The sequence below is a fragment of the Micromonospora sp. MP36 genome (assembly GCF_008119785.1).
Classification (GTDB): Bacteria; Actinomycetota; Actinomycetes; order Mycobacteriales; family Micromonosporaceae; genus Micromonospora.
The window spans coordinates 110864-133167 of the sequence record NZ_VSFA01000007.1; the positions used below are offsets into that span (position 1 = coordinate 110864).

Here is a 22304-nt window from a genome sequence, read left to right on the forward strand (position 1 = left end):
GTGAAGGAGGGCGGCGAGATGGACGAGGACGCGCGGCAGCAGGCGCTGCTCACCGCCGTCACCACCGAGCACTTCGTGCTGCAGACCTCCCGCAGCGCCACCATCGCCGAGTCGGTGGGCCGGGCGACCATCTTCATGTCGATGCTCTCCGCTGGGCTGATCGGTTTGGGTTTCGTCTCCAGCAGCGGGCACCTGCTGCGGCCGTATCTCGGTGCGGTGCTGCCGACTCTCGTGATCACCGGGTTGCTGACCTACGCCCGGCTGGTGGAGAGCATGGTGGAGAACGAGGTGGACCTGCAGCGGATCCAGCGCATCCGCGCCTGGTACCACCACCGCTTCGCCGGCGACCTGGACTTCTTTGTCGACGCCCTGGCTCAAGGGGGCGGCAAGCGAGCGGAGTGGGCGGCGGTCGGCAGCCAGCCTGGCCGCGTGCAGATGCTGCTGACCACGGCCGCGTTGGTCGGCGCGGTCAACGCGCTGCTGATCGGGCTCGGCGCCACCCTGCTGAGCGGCGTGTTCGGTGCCGCACCCGGCCTGGCGATCGCGGTCGGCGTGGTGGTGGCGCTGGCGGCCTTCGCCGTCCAGATCGTGCACATCAACCGGGCCTCCATCTCGCTCGGCCGCTGAGTCGGGATGCGCGCCGGGCGGGCGCATCCGGTTCGCTGAACCCCCAGTGCGCGGGTGAACAAGCGCCACGAACTGTCACGTGCCCGTGCCGGGGCGGCGGCGAGCGGGAATGTCCGAACGGGTGACAACCGGATCGCGGCCTCGCCGCAACGCTTTCAGAAACTGCGGCGAAGATGGCCGAAAGGGTGACAACCAGATCAGGCCGTTATTGCAGCGAGTCATTCCGTAAATCAGATCGTTGTTAATGCCTGACAACCGATCCGGCCGTTACCGTAACGATTCAATTCACCGTTCCCCAGCGGTTTACCGTCGGGTGGAAGGACGTTTTCGTCGCCGTCGGGAGGGTTCCTCATGAGCGACATGTCCCACCCACCGTCGTTGACCGCGCCCGGCGACCCGGCCGCCCCGGACCTCGCCGTCGAGACCGAATCCCCGCCCGTCGGCGGCCGGCGGGAGATCGTCGGCCGGTCGCCGAACCAGCTCGCCTGGCTGCGGCTGAAGCGGGACCGGACCGCCCGGACCAGCGCCCTGACGCTGGTCGTCGCCGCACTTGTCGCCCTCTGCGCGCCGCTGTTCGGCTGGCTCACCGGAATGGACCCGACGGACAAGTTCGTGGATCGGCTGAATGATTTCGGAATGCCGATCGGCTACGCCGGCGGCATCAGCTCCGAGCACTGGCTCGGACTCGAACCGGGCAGCGGCCGCGACATCATGCTCCAGCTGGTGTACGGCCTGCGGACGTCATTGTTCATCGCCTTGGCCTCGGCCCTGCTGGCCTCGGTCATCGGGGTCGCGGTGGGGGTGATCGCGGGCTGGGCGCGAGGCTGGCTGGACAGCGTCGTCAACTGGCTGGTCGACCTCACGCTGGCGTTTCCGTTCCTCATTTTCGCGCTGGCCGTGATCCCGATCCTGCAGGACCGCTTCTACACCGAGCGGGAAGCGCCGCCGCCGGCCTTCCGGGTCGCCCTGATCATCGCCACGTTCGGCCTGTTCAGCTGGACGTACACCGCCCGGCTGGTCCGCGGCCAGGTGATCTCCCTGCGCGAGCGGGAGTTCGTCGAGGCCGCCCGCGCCGCGGGCGCCGGCACCGGACACATCCTGTTCCGGCAGCTGCTGCCGAACATCTGGGCCCCGATCCTGGTCACGGTCTCGCTGAACGTGCCGCAGTTCATCGCCATCGAGGCGGCGCTGGCCTTCGTCAACATCGGCGTCACCGAACCCACGCCCGACCTCGGTCGGATGATCTACAACAGCATCGGCTACGTGGCCAGCGACCCCTGGTACACCCTGTTCCCCGGATTGACGATCTTCCTGCTGGTCCTGGCGTTCAACCTCTTCGGTGACGCCCTGCGCGACTCGCTGGATCCTCGGTCGACCCGGTAACCCCCGGCCATCAACACGCCCGGCCGGCGGGGCCGCCGGGCGGGAAGGGAGCACACCGTGCGAGCACGAACCCGGACACTGACCACCGGTGTCCTCGCCGCGGCGCTCGTCGCCGCCGGCTGCAGCCCGACCACCGACAGCGGTGGCGGCGGCGACGAGAAGACGAAGACCCAGACCGGCTCGGTCTCCTACGAGGCCGCCGACAACCAGGGCCCGGCGAAGGCGGTCGACGGGGCCGCCCGCGGCGGCACGCTCACCGTCATGCAGAACTCCGACTTCGAGCACCTCGACCCGGCCCGCAACTACGTCAACGTGCAGCAGGTCACCGGCGGGCTGATCTACCGGGCGCTCAACGGCTACAAGGAGGACGGCACCGGCAAGCTGCTGCTCGTCGGCGACCTCGCCACCAATCCGGGCAAGGACGTCAACAAGGACTGCAAGGTGTGGGAGTTCACCCTGCGGGAGGGGGTGAAGTACGAGGACGGCTCGCCGGTGACCAGCAAGGACGTGGCGTACGGCATCGCCCGCTCATTCGCGTCCAACCTGAACGAGGGGCCGCACTACATTCAGCAGTGGCTCTACCCAGGTGGGGCGTACAACGCGAAGTACCAGGGGCCGTACGACGGCGGCAAGGCCGTGCCGGACGGCGTCGAGACGCCCGACGACCGGACCATCCGGTTCACCTTCCCGGAGGCGCACTGCGACCTGCCGTACGCGGCCGCGCTGCCCACCAGCGCGCCCGTGCCCGCGGCGAAGGACACCCGCGCCAACTACGACCTGCGGCCGTTCTCCTCCGGCCCCTACAAGGTCAAGTCCTACCAGCGGGACGTGGCGCTGGAGTTGGAGCGCAACCCGAACTGGGACCCGGCGACCGACCCCATCCGCAACGCGTACCCGGACGCGATCCGGGTCACCTTCGGCCTGGAGCAGGCGCAGATCGCCGAGCGGCTCGTCGCCGACGCCGCGGCCGACCAGGCCGCGCTGAGCTGGACCGACGTGCCGCCGGCCGTACTGCCGCGGACCACCACCGCCGGCGTGGTCGAGCGGGTGGTGAAGGGCCCGACGCAGTACACCTGGGTGCTGGACATCAACACCCAGCGGGTCACCGACCTGAACGTCCGGAAGGCGCTGAACTACGCCGTGGACAAGGACGCCGCGCTCAAGGCGATCGGCGGGCAGGCGGCGGGTTCCCCGGCCACCACGCTGATGTCGCCGACCACCTCCGGCTGGAAGAAGTACGACGTCTTCAACGCCCCGGTCACCGGGGACAAGACGAAGGTCACCGAACTGCTCGGCGGCAAGCGGCCGAAGCTGGTGCTGGCCCACTCGAACACCGAGCTACGGACCCAGCAGGCCGAGGCGATCCGGAAGAACCTCACCGACATGGGCTTCGACATCGTGATGAAGCCCATCGAGAGCAGCAGCTACTACGACGAGGTCGGCCGGAAAGACAACCCGTACGACCTCTACCTCAGCGGCTGGGGCTCGGACTGGCCGACCGGGTCCACCATCATCCCGCCGGTCTACGACGGGCGGGAGATCGTGGCGGAGGGCAACAACAACCTCTCGTACCTCAACGAGCCGTCCGTGAGCGCCGAGGTCGACCGGATCCGCAACCTGCCCGCCGCCGAGCAGGACGCCGGCTGGATGGCCCTGGACGAAAAGATCATGCGGGAGTACGCCCCGGTCGTGCCCTGCTACTACGACGCCACCTACGAGCTGCACGGGTCGAAGGTCGGCAACGCCTTCCTCAGCGACGCCTTCGGGATCATCTCGCTCAACGGCATCTACGTGAAGAAGTGACCGTCCGTGGGGGCGGCCCCGAGCCGCCCCCACCGTCCACCGGGGAGGTGTTCGGAGTGTTCCGTTTCGTCGTCCGGCGGCTGCTCGTCGCCGGGGTGACCCTCGTGGTCATCAGCCTGGTCACCTTCGGTCTCTTCTTCGCGGTGCCGAGCAGCCCGGCCAAGGTGATGTGCGGCAAGAACTGCACCGCGGCGGACATCGCGCAGGTCGAGCAGCGGCTCGGCATCGACCAGCCGTTGCCCCGCCAGTACGCGGGCTTCGTCAAAGGCATCTTCGTCGGCCGCACGTACGGCTCGGGGGACTTCCGCCAGGACTGTCCGGCCCCCTGCCTGGGCTACTCGTTCCGCAACAACCAGCCGGTCACCGAGATCATCGCCCAGCGTCTCCCGGTCACCTTCAGCATCGTCTTCGGTGGCGCGGTGCTCTGGCTGGTGTTGGGCATCTCGCTGGGCATGGTGTCGGCGCTGCGTCGGGGGACGGTCTTCGACCGGACCGCGATCGGCATCACCCTGGCCGGGGCGTCCATGCAGGTCTACTTCTTCGGGCTGATCCTGCTCTACCTGCTGGTGTACGCCACCGGGCTGCTGCCGTTCCCCAGCTACACCCCGCTGACCGAGAACCCGGGCCGGTGGGCGGTGGGCCTGCTGCTGCCCTGGATGACGCTCGGCTTCCTCAACTCGGCGCTGTACGCCCGGCTGTCCCGGGCGCAGATGCTGGAGACCCTGTCCGAGGACTTCGTGCGGACGGCCCGCGCGAAGGGCCTCTCCGCGCGGCAGGTGCACACCCGGCACGCGCTGCGGGCCGCCATCACGCCCATCGTCACCATCGCCGGCCTGGACATCGGCACCAGCCTCGGCGGGACGTTCATCACGGAGACCATCTTCGGCCTCCAAGGGCTGGGCAAGGCGACCGTGGAGGCGGTGCAGTTCCTCAACCTGCCGGTGGTCATGGCGACCGTGCTGCTGGCGGCGGTGTTCATCGTGGTCGCCAACATCGTGGTCGACGTGCTCTACGCGGTCATCGACCCGCGGGTTCGGCTGAGCTGAGGGAGGGATCGAGATGGTGAAGCTGCCGGAGCCCCGCTCGGGTGAGAGCCCCTACCTGCGGGTGAAGGATCTGCGTGTTCGGTTCGACACCGAGGACGGGGTCGTCCGCGCTGTCGACGGGGTGTCCTTCTCGGTGGAGCGGGGTCGCACCCTGGGCATCGTGGGGGAGTCGGGTTCGGGGAAGAGTGTCACGTCGCTGGCGATCCTCGGTCTGCACAACGCGAAGCGCGCCGCGATCAGTGGGGAGATCTCCGTTGGTGGCCGGCAGTTGGTCGGCATGCCGGAGGAGGAGGTGCGGCGGCTGCGGGGCCGGGACATGGCGATGATCTTTCAGGATCCGTTGTCGGCGTTGCATCCGTATTACACGGTGGGGCGGCAGATCGCTGAGGCGTACCGGGTGCATCATCCGAGGGCCGGTAAGCGGGAGGCGCGTGGCCGGGCGGTGGACATGTTGGGTCGGGTGGGGATTCCGCAGCCGGGGAAGCGGTTTGATCAGTATCCGCACGAGTTTTCGGGTGGGATGCGGCAGCGGGCGATGATCGCGATGGCGTTGGTGAACGATCCGGATCTGTTGATCGCGGATGAGCCGACGACGGCGTTGGATGTGACGGTGCAGGCGCAGATCCTGGATCTGTTGGAGGATCTTCAGGGGGAGTTCCGGTCGGCGATCATTCTGATCACGCATGACCTGGGTGTGGTCAGCCAGGTGGCTGATGACGTGTTGGTGATGTATGGGGGGCGGGCGGTCGAGCACGGCAGTGTGGAGCAGGTGTTGCGGCGGCCGCAGCATCCGTACACGTGGGGTTTGTTGTCGAGTGTGCCGTCGTTGCACGGTGACGCGGACGCGGATCTGGTGCCGATCAAGGGCAACCCGCCGTCGTTGATCAATCTGCCGTCGGGGTGCGCGTTCCACCCTCGCTGTCGTTACGCCGACCGGAACGGCGACCGCTCCCGCACCGAGGTACCCGAGCTGCGCCCGGCTGGCGAGGCGGGGCACCTGGTCGCGTGCCACCTGCCGGCCGACGAGCGCACCCGGCTCTACCAGCAGGACATCGCCCAGGTGGGAGTCGCGCAATGACCGAACCACTGCTGAAGGTGCGCGGGCTGACCAAGCACTTCCCGGTCCGCGACGGTTTCCGGGCCAGAGGCGCCGTTCGCGCCGTCGACGGGCTGGACTTCGACGTGCGGCCGGGTGAGACGTTGGGTCTGGTCGGGGAGTCCGGCTGTGGGAAGACCACCACGGGTCGGATGCTGGTGCGGCTGCTGGACGCGACCTCCGGGTCGATCGAGTTCGACGGGCGGGACATCACCCACGCCCGCCGGGCGCAGTTGCGGCCGTTGCGGCAGGACCTGCAGATCATCTTCCAGGACCCCTACGCCTCGCTGAACCCCCGCCACACCGTCGGCCGGATCGTGGCCATGCCGTTGCAGGTCAACGGCATCAACCCACCCGGCGGCATCAAGAAACGCGTCCAGGAACTCCTCGAACTGGTCGGGTTGAACCCGGAGCACTACAACCGGTACCCGCACGAGTTCTCCGGCGGCCAACGCCAACGCATCGGCATCGCCCGCGCGCTCGCGCTGCGCCCGAAACTGATCGTCGCCGACGAACCCGTCTCCGCCCTGGACGTCTCCATCCAGGCCCAGGTCATCAACCTGCTCCGCGACCTGCAACGCGACCTCGACCTGGCCTTCGTGTTCATCGCCCACGACCTCGCCGTCGTACGCCACTTCTGCCACCGCGTCGCGGTCATGTACCTCGGCAAAATCGTCGAGATCGGCGACCGCGACGACATCTACCAACGACCCCAGCACCCCTACACCCGGGCCCTGCTGTCCGCCATCCCCGACGTCACCACCCTCGGACCCGCCGGACGCATCCGCCTGGCCGGCGACGTACCCACCCCACTCAACCCACCATCCGGCTGCCGATTCCGCACCCGCTGCTGGAAAGCCCAGGACCGCTGCGCCACCGAAGAACCCCCACTGATCACCCGCGACGGCGGCGGGCAACTCACCGCCTGCCACTTCCCGGAGACGGGAACGATCAGCCAGGACTCCGGGCCGGTCGGCGCGACCGCCGAGGAGGTGTCGAAATGAGCCTGTCCCCGGTCGAGGGCGTGGCACTCGCCGAGATCGAGTCCACCGGTGAGGGGCCGGAGCAGAAGGGACTCGTCGGGCGTTCACCCGGCCAACTGGTCTGGAACCGGCTGCGACGCGACCGCACCGCGCTGGTCAGCGGCATCGTGCTGGTCCTGCTCATCCTGGCGGCGGTGGCGGCGCCGCTGATCTCGCGGCTCTACGGGACGTCGCCGAGCCAGCAGTTCGGTGACCTGCTGGACGCCACCGGCATGCCGCTCGGCTACGTCGGCGGGGTCAGCGGCGACCACTGGTTCGGACTCGAGCCGGGCCTCGGCCGGGACATCTTCATCCGGATGATCTACGGCATTCGCACCTCCCTGCTGATCGCGCTCGGCGCCGCCGTGGTGACCACGACGATCGGCGTGGTGCTCGGGATCATCGCCGGCTACCTGGGCGGCGTGGTCGACGCGGTGATCGGTTGGTTCACCGACGTCGCGCTGGCGATGCCGTTCCTCGTCTTCGCGCTGGCCGTGGTGCCGACGTTCTCGCTGCGCTTCTACGGTCCCCGCGACGCGATCCCGACCTGGTTCGCGGTCACCACGCTGATCGTGGTCTTCGCCGCGTTCGGCTGGACCGGCACCGCCCGACTGGTACGCGGGCAGGTGGTGTCGCTGCGCGAGCGGGAGTTCGTGGAGGCGGCCCGGGCCAGCGGGGCTGGGCTGTGGCACATGCTCTTCCGGCAACTGCTGCCGAACATCTGGGCCCCGATCCTGGTGGCGTTCTCGCTCGCCGTGCCGTCGTACGTGACGGGCGAGGCGGCACTGTCCTTCCTCGGCGTCGGGCTGCCCGAGTCGGTGCCCAGCTTCGGCCGGATGATCTACCGCAGCATCGACTACCTGCAGACCGACCCGGCGTACGTCTTCTTCCCCGGCATCACCATCTTCGCGCTCGTGCTGGCGTTCAACCTCTTCGGCGACGCGCTGCGCGACGCGCTCGACCCGAAGTCGTCACGGTAAGGGGTTCGGCACATGGTGCGGTTCCTGCTGAAGCGGCTGCTGCTGGCGGTCTCGGTGCTGCTCGCGGTGAGCGTCGTCAGCTTCCTGATGTTCTTCGCGCTGCCCCGCGATCCGGTGACCGGCATGTGTCCGAAGAACTGCAACGCCGAACGCCTGGAGCGGGTGCGTACCGAGCTGGGGCTGAACGATCCGAAGCCGCAGCAGTACGTCAACTACATGAAGGGCATCTTCGTCGGCCGCGACCTGGGCAGCGCGCAGGGCGGCAAGTGCGAGGCGCCCTGTCTCGGCTACTCATACGTCAACAGCGAGGCGGTCAGCGACACCTTCGCCCGGGTGCTGCCGGTGACGTTGAACATCGTGCTCCCGGCGGCGGTGCTGTGGCTGGCCATCGGGGTGGGGCTCGGGATGATCTCGGCACTCCGGAGAGGTTCGCTGCTCGACCGCGTCTCGATCGGGATCACGCTGACCTTCGCCTCGTTGCAGCTCTACTTCGTCGGGGCCGTGTTGCTGCTGATCTTCGTCTACTCGCTGAAGATCCTGCCGACACCGCGGTACACGCCGATCTTCGATAATCCGGTGGAGTGGGCCCGTGGGTTGGTGCTCGCCTGGTTGACCCTGGCACTGCTCTTCTCCGCGATCTACGCGCGGCTGTCCCGGGCCCAGATGCTCGAGACGCTGTCCGAGGACTTCGTGCGGACGGCCCGGGCCAAGGGCGTGGCGAAGCGGAAGGTCTACGGGCGGCACGCGCTGCGGGCGGCGATCACGCCGATCGTGACGATCGCCGGCCTGGACGTGGGCGCCGCGCTCGGCGGCACCGTCATCACCGAGACCACCTTCGGCATCCAGGGGCTGGGGCGTACCGCGGTGGAGGCGGTCCGCCAGGGTGACCTGCCGACCATCATGGCCACCGTGTTGATCTCCGCGCTCTTCGTGGTCGTCGCGAACATCGTGGTCGACCTGCTCTACGCGTTCATCGACCCGCGGGTACGCCTCGGCTGACCTCCCGTAGCCCGGGTGCCGATCGTTGTGCCCCCGTTATCTGCTCGAAATTTACCGCGAGCGAAAGCTAGGCGAAGCTTTCCTTCATCGGACCCGGAGGAGTGAGTATGCGAGCAAGACTCGCCACCGCCATGGGCGGTGCGATGGCACTGGTGGTTGCCCTCAGTGCATGCAGCAAGAACACCGGCGACAACGCCGACAGCGTGGACACCAACAAGCCGCGCACCGGCGCCATCGCGAGCGACCCGAAGGACTCGCTCGGGCCGGCGGCCGAGGTGGCCGGCGCGGCCAAGGGCGGGACCTTCTATATCCTGCGGGAGAACAAGATCTCCCACCTGGACCCGCAGCGGGTCTACTCGTTCGCCGGCCTGATGGGGAGCCAGCTCTACGCCCGCTTCCTCACCACCTTCAAGGATGACGGCAAGGGCAACGTGACCCTGGTCGGCGACCTGGCCGAGACCCCCGGCAAGAACGTGAACAACGACTGCAAGGTCTGGGAATTCAAGATCAAGCAGGGGGTGAAGTTCGAGGACGGCCGCCCGATCACGTCGAAGGAGATCGCGTACGGGATCGCCCGCTCGTTCGACCCGGATCTCACCGGCGGCCCGACCTACCTGCAGGAGTGGCTGGTCGACAGCCCGCAGTACGACACCAAGTGGAACTTCAAGGCCAACAAGACCTCGCTGCCGCCGGGCCTGACCACGCCGGACGACCACACGCTGCGCTTCGAGTTCAACAAGCCGCGCTGTGACCTGCCGTTCGCCGTGTCGCTGCCGGCCACCGCGCCGCTGCCGCCGGACAAGGACACCGGCGTCAACCTCGACCTCCAGCCGTTCTCGTCCGGGCCTTACAAGATCACCAGCCACAAGCCCGGCGTGGAGATGGTGCTCGAGCGCAACACGAACTGGGACCCGGCGACCGACCCGGTGCGGCACGCCTACCCGGACAAGTTCATCTGGTCGTTCGGCCCAGACCAGGCCACCCAGACCAACCGGGTCCTTGCCGGCACCGGCAACGACGCGGCGGCGGTGGCCACCGGTGGCGTCCCCTCCGAGCTGATCGCGAAGGTTACCGGTGACCCCGCCCTCAAGGCGCGGATGATCGTCGCGGCGACGCCGAACGCGTACCGGCTGAGCATCAACACCTCGCGGGTCACCGACCTGTCCGTGCGGCAGGCGATCAACTATGCGATCGACCGCAGCAGCATCACCAAGAACCTCGGCGGCCCGTACGGCGCCGTGCCGCTGACCACGCTGCTGCCGCCCACCACGCTCGGTTACCAGAAGTTCGACGCGTACCCGGCCGGTGAGAGCGGCAACCCGGAGAAGGCGAAGGAGCTGCTCGCCGGCAAGTCGGTGAACCTGGTGCTGGGCACTGGCGACGAGACCTGGCAGCAGGAGACTGCCACCCAGGTCAAGACCGCCCTGGAGAAGGCCGGCTTCACCGTCACCATCAAGCCGATCCCCGCGGACGGCTACCTCGACTTTGTGAAGAAGAAGAGCAACCCGTGGGACATCTGGGTCGACTCGTGGGCGGCGGACTGGCCCAGCGGTGCGGCGATCCTGCCGGTGCTCTTCGACGGCCGCGGCATCAAGGCCGAGGGCAGCAACAACACCTCCCAGCTCAACAACGACGCCATCAACGCGGAATTCGACCGGGTACTCGCGGAGGACCCGGCGAAGCAGGCCGAGGAGTGGAGCAAGCTGGACGAGCGGCTCATGAAGGAGTCGGCGCCGGCGGTGCCGCTGTACAACGAGGTCACCTCAGTCGCGCACGGCGAGAAGGCCGGCGGCGTCTTCATCGGCAGCATCTTCGGCTGGCCCAGCTTCGTGGACGCCTACGTGAAGCAGTGACGGCCTGAGAGCAAGGGGCCCCTTCCTGACGCCCGGCGTCAGGGCGGGGCCCTCTTCGTCACAGGTTCCGGCGGAGGAAGTCCAGCTCCAGGCGGAGCAGTCGTTCCGCGACGCCCCCGGCGGCCATGTGGCTGGCCCCGGTGAGCGGCAGCACGGCGTGCGGCCGGCCGGCGGCCAGCAGCGCCGCGGAGAGCCGCAGCGTGTGCGCGGCCACCACGTTGTCGTCGACCAGGCCGTGCACCAGCAGCATCGGCCGGGCCTGCGCCGGGTCGCCGACCGGTTCGGCGGCCAGCTCGACCAGCGAATGGTGGGCGTAGACGTCCATCCCGTCGTCCGGCATGCCCAGGTAGCGCTCGGTGTACGCGGTGTCGTACAGCGCCCAGTCGGTGACCGGGGCGCCGACTATCGCGCAGCGGAACAGCTCCGGGTGGCGCAGCACCGCCAACCCGGCCAGCCAGCCGCCGAACGACCAGCCCCGCACCGCCACCCGGGCCAGGTCGAGGTCCGGGTGCTTGCCGGCGAGCGCGGTCAGCGCGTCCACCTGGTCGCTCAGGATCACGTCGGCCACCCGGCGGTGGATCGCCTTCTCGAACGACGGGGCGATGCCCGGGGTGCCGCGGTTGTCGATGGTCACCACGGCGAAGCCCTGCTCCGCCCACCACTGCCGCTCCAGCCAGGCCGCCCGGGTGGCGATCACCTCCTGGTGCCCCGGCCCGCCGTAGACGTCCAGCAGCACCGGCAGCTTCGTGCCCTTGACGTGCTCGCCCGGGTAGAGCACCGCGCTCGGCAGCCGCCGGTCGGTCACCCGGACCATCATCGGCCGCGGCGCGTACGGCGGGACCGCGGCCAGCGAGCGCAGCTCGCCCACCTCCCGGTCGCCGTGCCACACCGACCAGCGGATGCCCGGGTGTTCCAGCGAGGCGGCGCCGACCACCAGCGTGGCGCCGCCGATCGCGGCGGTGTGCCAACCCGGGTCACTGCCCATCCGGCGGGCGTCCACCCCGCCGCCGATCACCGTGCGCACCCGGTAGAGGTGGCGCTGGCTCGGCTCGCCCTCGCTCGCCTCCACCAGCAGGTCGGTCGGCCCGCCGCCGCTGGTGGGCAGCCGCCCCACCACCCGGCGTACGTAGAGCGAGGGCGGGGTGAGCAGGGTGCCGTCGGCGAACAGGCACCGCGCGTCGTACCCGTCGTGGGCCAGTTCGCCGCCGACCAGCACCCGACCGTCCGGCAGGTGCGCCGGGGTGCCGGGGATCGGCTCCACCCAGCGCGGGTCGGCCAGCTCCGCGTGCACCTGCGTCTCCCCGGTACGCGGGTCGACCGCGAGCACCAGCCCGTGCTGCTGCGAGCGGCGCAGCACGGTGATCAGCGGCCCGCCGTCCGCCCAGTCGACCGAGGTCAGGTACGGGTAGGTCTCCCGGTCCCAGTGCACGTCGACCCAGCCGCCGTCGAGGTCGAGCAGGTGCAGGCTGACCTCGGCGTTCGGTCCGCCCGCCCGGGGGTACGCGACGGTCGTCGGTGGGCTCGCCGGGTCGGCCGGGTCGTGCAGGTGCCAGTGCGGCAGCCGGGACTCGTCCACCCGGGCGGCCAGCACCGAGCGCCCGTCCGGGGCCCACCAGTAGCCGCGGAACCGGTCGAACTCCTCCGCCGCGATGTGCTCGGCGAGCCCCCAGGTCACGCCGCTGTCCTCACCGGCGAGGAGGTTGTCGGTGCCGTCCGGCTCGACCACCCGCAGCTGGCCCCGGCGTACCCCCTCGGCGGCGTCGGTGACGTAGGCAAGCCGCTCGCCGGTGGGGTCGGGGCGGGGGTCGATCACCGGGCCGATCGCGGTCACCTCGACCACGTCGCCGTGTACCAGGTCGGCCCGGAACAGGCGGCCGGCCAGCGCGAACGCGGCCACCCGGCCGGCGGCGTCCAGCGCGTACGAGCCGATGCCGCCGGCGGCGAGCCGCAGCCGCTCGCGCAGCGCCCGCTCGCCCGGGGCCAGCGCGGCCGGGTCGCTCTCCGAGCCGAGCAGCACCCCCGGGTCGGCGACCAGCCGCTCCTCGCCGGAAGCGACGTCCAGCAGCCAGAGCGCGTCGGCCGGGTCCTCCGGCCCAGAGGAGCGCAGGAAGATCACCCGGGAGCCGTCGTCCGCGACGGAGACGGCGCGCGGCGCCCCGTGGCTGAACCGACGGGTACGGGCGGCCAGCTCGGGATAGTCCACGCCTCGGATCGTAGAGGCGCGTCGGGCGTGATGTGGCCGACCTGCGCGGACGCGTCAGCCTCGGTGGAGGAGGACCGCCGGATAGAGTGACGGTCGTGACGAAGCTGCCCGATCGACGCCTCCTGCTGGTCCACGCGCATCCCGACGACGAGTCCATCGGCACCGGCTCGACGATGGCCCACTACGCGGCCACCGGCGCTCACGTCACCCTGGTGACCTGCACCCTGGGCGAGGAGGGCGAGATCCACGTGCCGGAGCTGACCCAGCTCGCCGCGGCCGAGGCCGACCAGCTCGGTGGCTATCGGATCGGCGAGCTGAGGGCCGCCTGCGCCGCGCTCGGCGTCACCGACCACCGCTTCCTCGGCGGCGCGGGCCGCTATCGCGACTCCGGCATGATGGGCCTGCCCACCAACGAGCACCCCCGGGCCTTCTGGGGTGCCGATCTCGACGAGGCCGCCGGCCACCTGCTGGAGATCATGCGCGAGGTCCGCCCGCAGGTCATGATCACGTACGACCCGAACGGCTTCTACGGCCACCCGGACCACATCCAGGCGCACCGGGTGGCGATGCGCGCCCACGAGCTGGCCGTCGCGGAGGGGATCGCCCCGGCCAAGGTCTACTGGACGGCGATGCCGCGCAGCGTGCTGGAGGCCGGCCTGGACGCCTTCACCGAGGCCTCGGACAACCCCTTCGCCGGCATCGACAGCGCCGACGACCTGCCGTTCGGCACGCCGGATCCGGAGATCGCCGCGCGGATCGACGCCACCGACCGGCACGCCGCCAAGGAGGCGGCCATGCGCGCCCACGCCACCCAGATCCCGGCCACGTCCTGGCTCTACTCGATCGCCGGCAACTTCGGCGCCGAGTTCATGGGCGTCGAATACTTCACCCTCGCGGTCGGCGAGAAGGGCCCGGGCAACGGCCCGTACGGCTGGGAGGACGACCTCTTCGCCGGGCTCGCGCTGGACGAGCCGGACCGGTCCCCGGTCGCGGCGGCCGGCCTCCGGTGACGCTGCCGGCCGTACCGATGTCGGTTGCCCCCGAGCAGCAGCCCGCCGCGCCGCCGGCCCGGCCGGCGCGGGCACTGGACGTCGCCCTGCGCGTCGCCGGCGGCGTGGTGGCGGTCTGGGCCGGCGTGCTGGCCGCGGTGCTGGATCTGCTCTTCGCCACCTGGGCGTGGCAGGTGGTCAAGGGCCTGTCCGGCGGCGCGGCCAAGGGCCTGGTCGGCACGGCGCTCGCGGTGGGCGGGATCGCCGCGGTGGTGATGCTGACGGTGCTGGTGGCCTCGTTCGCCCACGCCGCGGTCGGCACCCGCTGGGCGGCCGCGCTGCCGGCCCTGCCCTGGTTCGTGGTGATCGTCGCGGGCGGGCTCCGGACCACCGAGGGTGACCTCGGGCTGAGCGGCGACAACGTGCTCGGCGTGGCGCTGGTCGTGGCCGGCGCGATCACCTTCGCGGTGCTGGGTTTCCGGCAGCTCGTGGTGCCACTGACCGCCCATTGAGGTGCAGACGCCGCACAGGTTGCGGTGGTAGATATTCCTGCCAAGGAGTCCGCCGTGGGGGCGGGCGCTTACGGCGGGAGGCGTGCGATGAGGGAGCGGTGGCGCGCGGTCGGCGTGCTGGCGGCGGCGCTGTTCGTGGTCAACGTGGTGGCCCGGCTGGTGATCAAGTTTGCCTTCCCGGACAACGACACTGCCGGTGACCGCGTCTCTCTGGCGATGTTCCTGGTGATCGGGCTGGTCCTCGCGGTGCTGGCCTTCCGCTGGGGTGCCGACCGGCCGCTGGGCCGCCTGGCCGGTGATCTGGCCGCCGCGGTCGCCGTGGCGCTGGCGCTGACCGTGTTCATCGGTCCGCTGCTGGTCGGCGAGAACCCGTTCGGCGGGGGCGCCGGCCTGTTCTTCGCCCAGATCTGGCTCTACCTGGCGGCCACCGGGGCCGGCGTGCTGGTGGGCTACCTGACCCTCACCGCGCTCGGCCGGGACTACCGCTCCCAGCAGCTCAAGCGGTTCGCCGAGCTGAAGGCAGCCAAGCCACGCAAGGTGGTCCGCCGCTGACCGTGGCGCCGCCAGGTCGCCGACCTGGCGGTGTCCGTGCCGCGTGATACCGCCAGGTCGCCGACCTGGAGTTGATCACGGCCGGTGGCCGGCCGGGGCGTGGGTCAGGCCGGGGCGTGGGTCAGGCCGGGGCGACCCGGGTCAGATAGGTGTGGTGGGTGGTGAAGCCGAGCCCCCGGTAGAGATTCACCGCCGGGGTGTTGCGCTGCTCCACCTGGAGGAACGCGCGCGTGGCGCCCTCCGCCGCGCCCCAGTCGACCAGCGCTCGGATCACCCGGCCGGCGAACCCCTGCCGGCGCGCCTCGGGCAGCACCTCGATCAGGGTCAGGCCGAGCCAACGGCCCTCGCCGGTCACCGTGCCCCGGCCGACGGCGAGCAGCCGGCCGTCGGCGTACAGGTGGGCGAAGCGGATCTTCTCCACGGCGGTGAGCACGTGCCGGGCGGCATCCGGCAGGCCGCCCTTGCGGCCCGCGGCTATCGCCAGCCAGTCATCCGACGGGCTCGGGGTGAGCTCGACCGGGGGCAGGCCGGCGCCGGTCCGCCGGGCGGGTGGCGCCGCGGGTGCGGCCAGCGCGGCGAGCGGGGCGGTCTGCACCAGCACCGGGGGTCGGGCCGCCCAGCCGCGGGCGTCCAGCTCCGCTCCGACCGGCGCGGCGAGCGGCAGCGGGGTGTTCACCAGGGCCGGCTGGCCGTGGTCGGCGTACCAGCGCTGCACGGCGTCCAGCGCGGCGGGCAGCGGACGGTCGGGATCGCCCACCGGCAGCGCCGAGTTGGCCCGGCCGGTCCAGCCCGCGGCGCTGCGCAGCAGCCAGTCACCGAGCCGCCCGCGTACCGGGGCGGGCCAGGCCTCGTCGGCGGCCAGTTCCAGCGCGGCCACCGCGGTGGCGGTGGGCCGGCGGGCCGCCGGAACCCGCTTGGCCCGGTGCACCTCGCCGACCGGGACCCGGAGCCGCCCCTGGTCGGTGGCCAACGTGATGTGGGTCTCGCTCAGCTCGACCAGGTCGCCGAGCGCGTCGGAGAAGAGCGGTCTGCCCTCGCGAATCCCCACAATCCGGCGGACCACGATCCGGTGTCCTACGTCCTGCTGTCGGAGCACGATCGACCCCCTCCCCGGCGAGATACTAGGCTCTTACCGTCGCGGGTGATCGCGATGAGTCTTGCGGAGGAGAAGACCGGTGACCTACATCATCGCCGAGCCGTGCGTGGATGTGCTCGACAAGGCATGCATCGAGGAGTGCCCGGTCGACTGCATCTACGAGGGCAACCGGATGCTCTACATCCACCCCGACGAGTGCGTCGACTGCGGTGCCTGTGAGCCGGTCTGCCCGGTCGAAGCGATCTTCTACGAGGACGACGTCCCGGAGCAGTGGAAGGACTACACCGGGGCCAACTACGAGTTCTTCGAGGACCTGGGCTCGCCCGGCGGCGCCTCCAAGATCGGCAAGGTGGACAAGGACGCGACGTTCGTGGCCGCCCAGCCGCCGCGCGGAGAGGGCCACTGAACCGGCCCGCGCCGGTCTCGTCGCGGCTGCCCGAGTTCACCTGGGACACCCTGGACGCCGCGGCCGCGACGGCCGCGGCGCACCCGGACGGTCTCATCAACCTCTCCATGGGCACGCCCGTCGACCCGGTGCCGCCGGTGATCCGGCAGGCGCTGGCCGACGCGTCGGACGCCCCGGGCTACCCGCTCACCGCGGGCACCCCCGCGCTGCGCGACGCCATCGTGGCCTGGGTGGCCCGGGCCTGCGGTGCGGGCGTCGACGGGCTCGGGGTCCTGCCGACGATCGGCTCCAAGGAACTGGTCGCCTGGTTGCCCACCCTGCTCGGCGTCGGGCCGGGTGACGTGGTGGTGGTGCCGTCCATTGCCTACCCGACCTACGAGGACGGGGCCCGGCTGGCCGGCGCCACCACGATGCGCACCGACTCACTGACCGCGGTCGGCCCCACCCCCCGGGTACGGCTGGTCTGGGTCAACTCGCCCGGCAACCCGACCGGGCGGGTGCTGCCCGCCACCCATCTGCGCAAGGTCGTCGACTGGGCCCGCGAACGCGGCGCGGTGGTGGCCAGCGACGAGTGCTACCTGCCGCTCGGCTGGGACGCCGAGCCCGTCTCGATCCTCTCGCCCGAGGTCTGCGGCGGGTCGTACGAGGGCGTGCTGGCGGTGCACTCGCTCTCCAAGCGCTCCAACCTGGCCGGCTATCGGGCCGGGTTCGTCGCCGGTGACCCGGCGCTGGTGGCCGAACTGCTCAAGATCCGTAAGCACGCCGGCATGATCGTGCCCGCCCCGGTGCAGGCGGCGATGGTGGCCGCGCTCGGCGACCAGGCGCACGCCGACGAGCAGCGGGAGCGCTACCGCGCCCGGCGCGAGCGGCTGTACGCGGCGTTCACCGGCGCCGGCTTCACGGTCGAGCACTCGGAGGCCGGGCTCTACCTGTGGATGACCCGGGACGAGGACTGCTGGGAGACCGTCGACTGGCTGGCCCGGCGGGGCATCCTGGTCGCCGCCGGGATCTTCTACGGCCCGGCCGGCGCCCGGCACGTCCGGGCGGCGCTGACCGAGTCCGACGAGCACATCGCGGCCGTCGCCAATCGTCTCGCGCGGCCCTGACCGTCGTCGGGGCGGCCGCCGCATCGTTAGCTCAGCCGCTCGCCCAACCCTGACCGTCGACCGCGGCCGGCCCCGCGTGGGATCCACCCGGCGGCCGGCCGCCCTCGCGCGGCGGCCGGCCCGGTGGGGTCGGCCGCCGCGTCCGGTCAGTCGTCGAACTGCTCGAACACCCGCAGCAGGGTGTCCCGGCTGTGCTTCTCCAGCAGCTCGCTGGCCATCAGCTCCTGCACCTGCACCGTCCGGCCGTCGTGCAGGGTCAGCGTCGCCTTCAGCGGCACCCGCTTGGTCACCTCCACCGAGCGGATCTCCTCGTACGGCAGGTACGGGTGGCGGCTGGCCAGCTCGGCGATCGGCGTCGCGCCGAGCACCTGCTTGAGCCGCTTCTCGCCCTCGTGGGACTTCCCTGGGTCGGGGACCAGGACCAGCCCGTTGTCCAGCACGAACACGTCGTGCTCCCGGCCGTCGATCTTGATGTTGGCGAGGGCGCCGATCAGGTCGGCGTTGCGCGCGGAGGCGCGGGCCTGCACCACCGTCGACTGCCGCACGTCGACACCGCGCTCGGCCAAACGGGCGAGCGCCTCGTCCAGAGTCTCCGGGGAGACCGCCAGCTTCGCGATCTCGGCCAGGTCCCAGGGCTCGCCGGAGCGGCCGACCAGCTGAGCCGGACCGGACCAGGAGAGCTGCCAGTACGCCTGCCCGGAGCGGACGGCCGCGTTGTCGAGCAGCGTCTCCATCGGCCCGGCGAAGGCGGCCGCCGCCTCCTTGCGGGTGGCGCCGGTGAAGAACTGCTCGGCGAACTCGCCGAGCCGGCCGGCGCGGACCAGGTCCAGGATGGTCGGCAGCCCCGGCGACGGCGTACCGGTGAACCGGCCGGCCGCCCGGTAGAGGTGGTCCGCCCGCTCCTGCACCGAGGCGGCCACCGACTCCGCGGTGAACTGGGCCCAGGGCAGCGAGCGCCGCGACCCGTACGCCACGACGGCGCCCTGCAGGGCGCGGCCGGCGGCGGCCACGTCGGCCAGCATGAGCGACGCGGGCCGGTCGTCCGGCGCCACCGGCACCGGGGCCATCTGGGCGATCGCGGCCACCCGGACCCCGACCGGCGGGTGGGTGTCCCAGCGGGACGGCTCCCGGTCCGGGGCGTTCTCCCGCAGCTCGTCGATCTCGTCGCGGCGGGCCTCGAGCAGGTGACCGAAACCGCCGAAGAAGTCGTCCGGCGCCAGCCCGGCCGCCCAGCCCGGGTCGATGTACCGGGTCTCGTAGAAGTTCCAGGCCGCGCCGAGCGCGGGCAGCGTACGCAGCGCGGAGGTCATCGCCTCGTGGCCGGCGAGGCGCACCGCGGCCTGGTCCGCCTCCAGTTCCTGCCGCCGCACGTTGGCCCGGTCGACCAGCAGGTAGAGCTTCGAGTAGCCCTTGAAGACCCACCCGATCGGGTTGCGCGGGCTGATCCGCTCGATCGTCTCCTCGATGGCCAGGCGGCCCCGGTAGGCGACCCCGCCCAGGCGGGTGTGGCTGCCCGAGTAGTGGCCGAGCTCGTGCGCGAGCACCGCCCGGAGCTGGTCGACCCGCATCCCCTGCAGCAGCGGCAGGCCGACGTAGAGGGTGCGCCGGCCGCTGAGCAGGCCGAGCAGGCGGCTCTGCTCGCTGACCGCCGCGTTCACGTTCGGCACCAGGCGGATCTCGTCCGGCGCCCGGGTGCCGACCGCCTGCGCCAGCTCCCGTACGGTCGCCCAGAGCAGCGGCGCCCCCTGCTCGCTCAGGATCAGGCCGGGCGCCGGTTCGCTCTTGGTGCTGATCGCCTTCCACATCCCGACGGCCACCGCACCGAGGGCGAGCAGCAGCGGGAGCAGCAGCTTCACGGTCACCGCGCCGGTGGTGTGATGGAACAACCACACGCCGAGCGCGGCCACCGCGGCGAGCTGCAGCAGCGCGACGACGTAGAAACCGATCAACATGACCACCGAGGCGAGTGCCCGGTACGTCGCGGACATGTGCTTCCTTTCCCCGTGAGAAGAGCCCGCCGTCGATGCCGGGCGGGTCGCCGGGGGACCGTACGACGTACGCGCTGCGCGGACAACCCCCTTCCGTCCCCATCCGACCACCCTTTGGATCTTCGAAGAGGATCGTGGCGGGCCGATGGGCGGTTCCGGCACCGGGCCGGCGGCACGGTGCCGGGTGACCGGGGGTGGGGACCGGGGCCCGGGCGATATCCTCGGCGGGACTTCCAGCGGGGCCGACCGGGCCCCGTACGACGGGACGCCGAGGTGGGCCGATGACGGGCGGGGTCGGCGGGCAGGTGCGGGTGGCGGTGGTCGGCACCGGCCTGATCGGTGGTTCGGTGCTGCTCCGGCTCCGGGACGCCGGCCTCGACGTGACCGGCTGGGACCCGGACCCGGCGATCCGGCGGTACGCCCACCGGCAGGGCGTCCCCGCCCCGGACACGGTGGAGGAGGCGGTCGCCGGCCGGGACGTCGTCTTTCTCTGCGGCCCACTGCCGACGCTGCCCGGCACGTTGGCCCGGGTGGCCACCGCCACCGACGACCGGTGCGTGCTCACCGACGTGGGCAGCACCAAGTCGGACGTCGCCACCGCCGCCATGATGCACGGGCTCGGGCACCGGTTCGTGCCCGGCCATCCGATGGCCGGCGCCGACCGGGCCGGCCTCGCCGCCGCCAGCCCGACGCTGCTCGACGGGGCCGCGTGGGTGCTCTGCCCGGGGCCGACCGGGCTGGACGCGTTCCGGCGGCTCGCCACGCTGGTCATCGACGTCTTCCACGCCCGGGTGGTGCCGATGTCCGCCCCGGAGCACGACATCGCCGCGGCGCTCGCCTCACACGTGCCGCACCTGCTCGCCGCCGCGCTGGCCGGGGCGGTGCAGCGGTCCGCGCTGCGCGACGCGGTGCTCGCGCTCGCCGCCGGCAGCTTCTCCGACGGTACGCGGGTGGCCGGCGGCCCGCCCGAGCGGACCGCGAACATGCTGCTCGGCAACCGGGAGCGGGTGCTGATCGAGCTGGACGCGGTCCGGGACGTCCTCGACGAGCTTGCCGACGCGCTGCGGACCGGGGACGCCGGGGCGCTCGCCGGCCGGCTCGACGAGGGACGGGCGGCCCGGGCGGCGCTGGGTGAGCGTTCGTTCACCACCCACCGGTGCGAGTTTCCGGCCAGCGCGGAGCACGCGGGGGAGCTGGCCTACCTGCGGGAGCTGGGCGCGGCCGGCGGCCACCTGACCGGCTGCCGGGTCGAGGCCGGAGCGGTCACCTACACGGCGCACCTGCCAACTGCCGCGCCACTAGGGTGAGCAGCATGGCGGACGCTCCGGCGCAGGTGCTCCCCGTCGAGGAGCTGGTGGCCCGGGCACGTGCCCTCGCGGACGCCGGCCCACGACAGCTGCTCGGCATCGCCGGTGCGCCCGGTGCCGGCAAATCGACCCTGGCCGAGCGGATCGTCGGCGAGGTCGGTCCGCTCGCCCGGCTGGTCCCGATGGACGGTTTCCACCTGGCCCAGTCGGCGTTGGTCGCGCTGGGCCGGGGCGGGCGCAAGGGCGCCCCGGACACGTTCGACGTCAACGGGTTCGTCACCACGCTGCGCCGACTGCGCCGGCTGGAGCCCACGTCGGTGTGGGCGCCGGCGTTCCGGCGCGACCTGGAGGAGCCGATCGCCGGGTCGATCGAGGTGCCGCCAGAGGTCCGCTTGGTGGTGACGGAGGGCAACTACCTGCTGCTCCGCGACGAACCGTGGGACGAGGTACGCACGCTGTTGCACGAGGTCTGGTTCCTCGACCTGGACGCCGAGCTGCGGGTGCGCCGGCTGACCGCCCGGCACGAGGCGTGCGGGAAGACTCCGGAGCAGGCGCGGGCCTGGGCGCTCGGCAGCGACGAGACGAACGCCGCGTTGGTCGCCCGGACCGCCGGGCACGCCGACCTGGTGGTCCGGCTGGCCGACCCGCTGGCGGAGTGACGGGCCCGTCGGTCAGAGGGTGCGTACGGGGCGAGCGGGGTTGCCCATGGCCACCACGTTGGCGGGCAGGTCCCGGGTCACCACGGCGCCCGCGCCGACCACGGTGTTCTCCCCGATGGTGACCCCGGCCAGCACGATGGCGCCGCCCCCGAGCCAGGCGTTGTCCCCGATCGTGATGGGCTTCGCCGCCTCCCACTTGGCCCGCCGGGGTTCCGGCTCGATCGGGTGGGTGGCGGTGAGCAGTTGCACGTTCGGTCCGACCTGTACGTCCGCGCCGATGGTGATCCGGGCGACGTCCAGGAAGACCGCGTTGAAGTTGACGAAGGTACGCGGCCCGAGGTGGGTCTGCCAGCCGTAGTCGCAGTGGAACGGTGGCCGGACCCAGGCGCCCTCGCCCACCGAGCCGAGCAGTTCGCGCAGTGCGGCGAGCCGCCCCTCCGGGTCGTCGGCGGAGCTGCGGTTGAACCGTTCGGTGAGCCGGGCCGCCCGGTCCAGGTCGGCGATGATCTCGGGGTCGTCCGCGATGTAGAGCTCGCCGGCGAGCATCCGTTCCCGCATGGATTCCACCGGCCGATCATGCCCGGTTCGCCCTGCTTCTCGTGCGGCGACAGTCAGGTTGGCGACTTCCAATTGCATACGCGGTATGTAATTCTGGCGGTTCGCATCGATGGATCCCT

At 71.4% G+C, this 22304-nt stretch carries 20 protein-coding genes; 16 read left to right on the forward strand and 4 right to left on the reverse strand.

All coding sequences use genetic code 11. The features are described 5' to 3' along the window. The first annotated feature begins 18 nt into the window (after window positions 1-18). From FXF52_RS09890 to FXF52_RS09930, 9 genes are all read left to right on the forward strand, one after another. A complete protein-coding gene (locus FXF52_RS09890) occupies window positions 19-627 on the forward strand; it encodes a hypothetical protein (protein ID WP_148795676.1) in 609 nt (202 codons plus the stop codon). Between the two features lie 351 nt (window positions 628-978). Next, on the forward strand, window positions 979-2010 hold the full coding sequence (locus tag FXF52_RS09895; RefSeq protein WP_148795678.1) for an ABC transporter permease: 1032 nt from the start codon (window positions 979-981) through the stop codon (window positions 2008-2010). A gap of 57 nt (window positions 2011-2067) precedes the next feature. Further along, a complete protein-coding gene (locus FXF52_RS09900) occupies window positions 2068-3813 on the forward strand; it encodes an ABC transporter substrate-binding protein (RefSeq protein ID WP_148795679.1) in 1746 nt (581 codons plus the stop codon). A gap of 56 nt (window positions 3814-3869) precedes the next feature. Next, complete coding sequence (locus tag FXF52_RS09905) at window positions 3870-4859, forward strand: ABC transporter permease (protein ID WP_148795767.1); 990 nt, start codon at window positions 3870-3872, stop codon at window positions 4857-4859. Window positions 4860-4872: 13 nt separating this feature from the next. Beyond that, window positions 4873-5937 (forward strand): ABC transporter ATP-binding protein, encoded by a 1065-nt coding sequence (locus tag FXF52_RS09910; protein ID WP_148795681.1) that lies wholly within the window; start codon window positions 4873-4875, stop codon window positions 5935-5937. Next, on the forward strand, window positions 5934-6959 hold the full coding sequence (locus FXF52_RS09915; protein WP_148795683.1) for an ABC transporter ATP-binding protein: 1026 nt from the start codon (window positions 5934-5936) through the stop codon (window positions 6957-6959). The genes FXF52_RS09910 and FXF52_RS09915 overlap by 4 nt, the downstream gene beginning before the upstream one ends. Further along, window positions 6956-7957, forward strand: a complete 1002-nt coding sequence (locus FXF52_RS09920) for an ABC transporter permease (RefSeq protein WP_148795685.1) — start codon at window positions 6956-6958, stop codon at window positions 7955-7957. The genes FXF52_RS09915 and FXF52_RS09920 overlap by 4 nt, the downstream gene beginning before the upstream one ends. A 12-nt stretch (window positions 7958-7969) precedes the next feature. Further along, window positions 7970-8956 carry an ABC transporter permease gene (locus tag FXF52_RS09925; RefSeq protein ID WP_148795687.1) on the forward strand — a complete coding sequence of 329 codons (987 nt, stop codon included), beginning with the start codon at window positions 7970-7972 and terminating at the stop codon, window positions 8954-8956. Between the two features lie 107 nt (window positions 8957-9063). After that, complete coding sequence (locus FXF52_RS09930) at window positions 9064-10809, forward strand: ABC transporter substrate-binding protein (protein WP_148795690.1); 1746 nt, start codon at window positions 9064-9066, stop codon at window positions 10807-10809. Window positions 10810-10867: 58 nt separating this feature from the next. On the opposite strand, the gene FXF52_RS09935 is transcribed toward FXF52_RS09930, so the two are convergent. Beyond that, the gene (locus FXF52_RS09935; protein WP_148795692.1) at window positions 10868-13012 is read right to left on the reverse strand and encodes a prolyl oligopeptidase family serine peptidase; all 2145 of its coding nucleotides are present in this window, start codon (window positions 13010-13012) and stop codon (window positions 10868-10870) included. A gap of 86 nt (window positions 13013-13098) precedes the next feature. Between FXF52_RS09935 and mshB the strand changes: the two genes are divergently transcribed. The 3 genes from mshB to FXF52_RS09950 all read left to right on the forward strand — a co-directional run bounded on the left by mshB (window position 13099) and on the right by FXF52_RS09950 (window position 15065). Continuing rightward, on the forward strand, window positions 13099-14022 hold the full coding sequence (gene mshB, locus FXF52_RS09940; protein ID WP_187413409.1) for an N-acetyl-1-D-myo-inositol-2-amino-2-deoxy-alpha-D-glucopyranoside deacetylase: 924 nt from the start codon (window positions 13099-13101) through the stop codon (window positions 14020-14022). Between the two features lie 17 nt (window positions 14023-14039). After that, window positions 14040-14513 (forward strand): hypothetical protein, encoded by a 474-nt coding sequence (locus FXF52_RS09945; protein ID WP_187413410.1) that lies wholly within the window; start codon window positions 14040-14042, stop codon window positions 14511-14513. An 87-nt stretch (window positions 14514-14600) separates the two neighbouring features. Next, window positions 14601-15065, forward strand: a complete 465-nt coding sequence (locus tag FXF52_RS09950; protein ID WP_148795698.1) for a hypothetical protein — start codon at window positions 14601-14603, stop codon at window positions 15063-15065. 121 nt (window positions 15066-15186) lie between these two features. Here FXF52_RS09950 and FXF52_RS09955 read toward each other — a convergent pair whose 3' ends face one another. Continuing rightward, entirely contained in the window at window positions 15187-16161 is a 975-nt protein-coding gene (locus tag FXF52_RS09955; RefSeq protein ID WP_148795700.1) for an N-acetyltransferase, read from the reverse strand. A 79-nt stretch (window positions 16162-16240) separates the two neighbouring features. Between FXF52_RS09955 and fdxA the strand changes: the two genes are divergently transcribed. Both fdxA and dapC read left to right on the forward strand, forming a co-directional pair. Next, the gene (fdxA, locus tag FXF52_RS09960) at window positions 16241-16567 is read left to right on the forward strand and encodes a ferredoxin (protein ID WP_148795702.1); all 327 of its coding nucleotides are present in this window, start codon (window positions 16241-16243) and stop codon (window positions 16565-16567) included. Then, window positions 16564-17673, forward strand: coding sequence for a succinyldiaminopimelate transaminase (dapC, locus tag FXF52_RS09965; RefSeq protein ID WP_148795769.1), 1110 nt, complete (start codon window positions 16564-16566; stop codon window positions 17671-17673). The genes fdxA and dapC overlap by 4 nt, the downstream gene beginning before the upstream one ends. A gap of 146 nt (window positions 17674-17819) precedes the next feature. Here dapC and FXF52_RS09970 read toward each other — a convergent pair whose 3' ends face one another. Continuing rightward, window positions 17820-19661 carry a M48 family metallopeptidase gene (locus FXF52_RS09970; RefSeq protein WP_148795704.1) on the reverse strand — a complete coding sequence of 614 codons (1842 nt, stop codon included), beginning with the start codon at window positions 19659-19661 and terminating at the stop codon, window positions 17820-17822. A gap of 281 nt (window positions 19662-19942) precedes the next feature. Here FXF52_RS09970 and FXF52_RS09975 point away from each other — a divergent pair, with 281 nt between their 5' ends. Together FXF52_RS09975 and FXF52_RS09980 are read left to right on the forward strand one after the other, a co-directional pair. Continuing rightward, window positions 19943-20968 carry a prephenate dehydrogenase/arogenate dehydrogenase family protein gene (locus FXF52_RS09975; RefSeq protein WP_148795706.1) on the forward strand — a complete coding sequence of 342 codons (1026 nt, stop codon included), beginning with the start codon at window positions 19943-19945 and terminating at the stop codon, window positions 20966-20968. 5 nt (window positions 20969-20973) lie between these two features. Continuing rightward, window positions 20974-21627: a nucleoside/nucleotide kinase family protein gene (locus tag FXF52_RS09980; RefSeq protein ID WP_148795708.1), complete on the forward strand. Its 654-nt coding sequence runs from the start codon at window positions 20974-20976 to the stop codon at window positions 21625-21627. 12 nt (window positions 21628-21639) lie between these two features. On the opposite strand, the gene FXF52_RS09985 is transcribed toward FXF52_RS09980, so the two are convergent. Then, window positions 21640-22194 (reverse strand): sugar O-acetyltransferase, encoded by a 555-nt coding sequence (locus FXF52_RS09985; protein WP_148795710.1) that lies wholly within the window; start codon window positions 22192-22194, stop codon window positions 21640-21642. Between the last annotated feature and the right edge of the window lie 110 nt (window positions 22195-22304).

Bases quoted from the DNA above. Each gene is read 5' to 3' on its own strand.
- FXF52_RS09970 (WP_148795704.1), bottom strand. From the start codon at position 19,661: ATGTCCGCGACGTACCGGGCACTCGCCTCGGTGGTCATGTTGATCGGT.
- FXF52_RS09920 (WP_148795685.1), top strand. From the start codon at position 6,956: ATGAGCCTGTCCCCGGTCGAGGGCGTGGCACTCGCCGAGATCGAGTCC.
- FXF52_RS09890 (WP_148795676.1), top strand. From the start codon at position 19: ATGGACGAGGACGCGCGGCAGCAGGCGCTGCTCACCGCCGTCACCACC.
- FXF52_RS09925 (WP_148795687.1), top strand. From the start codon at position 7,970: ATGGTGCGGTTCCTGCTGAAGCGGCTGCTGCTGGCGGTCTCGGTGCTG.
- FXF52_RS09975 (WP_148795706.1), top strand. From the start codon at position 19,943: ATGACGGGCGGGGTCGGCGGGCAGGTGCGGGTGGCGGTGGTCGGCACC.
- FXF52_RS09950 (WP_148795698.1), top strand. From the start codon at position 14,601: ATGAGGGAGCGGTGGCGCGCGGTCGGCGTGCTGGCGGCGGCGCTGTTC.
- FXF52_RS09980 (WP_148795708.1), top strand. From the start codon at position 20,974: ATGGCGGACGCTCCGGCGCAGGTGCTCCCCGTCGAGGAGCTGGTGGCC.
- FXF52_RS09930 (WP_148795690.1), top strand. From the start codon at position 9,064: ATGCGAGCAAGACTCGCCACCGCCATGGGCGGTGCGATGGCACTGGTG.
- FXF52_RS09945 (WP_187413410.1), top strand. From the start codon at position 14,040: ATGTCGGTTGCCCCCGAGCAGCAGCCCGCCGCGCCGCCGGCCCGGCCG.
- FXF52_RS09895 (WP_148795678.1), top strand. From the start codon at position 979: ATGAGCGACATGTCCCACCCACCGTCGTTGACCGCGCCCGGCGACCCG.
- FXF52_RS09910 (WP_148795681.1), top strand. From the start codon at position 4,873: ATGGTGAAGCTGCCGGAGCCCCGCTCGGGTGAGAGCCCCTACCTGCGG.
- FXF52_RS09915 (WP_148795683.1), top strand. From the start codon at position 5,934: ATGACCGAACCACTGCTGAAGGTGCGCGGGCTGACCAAGCACTTCCCG.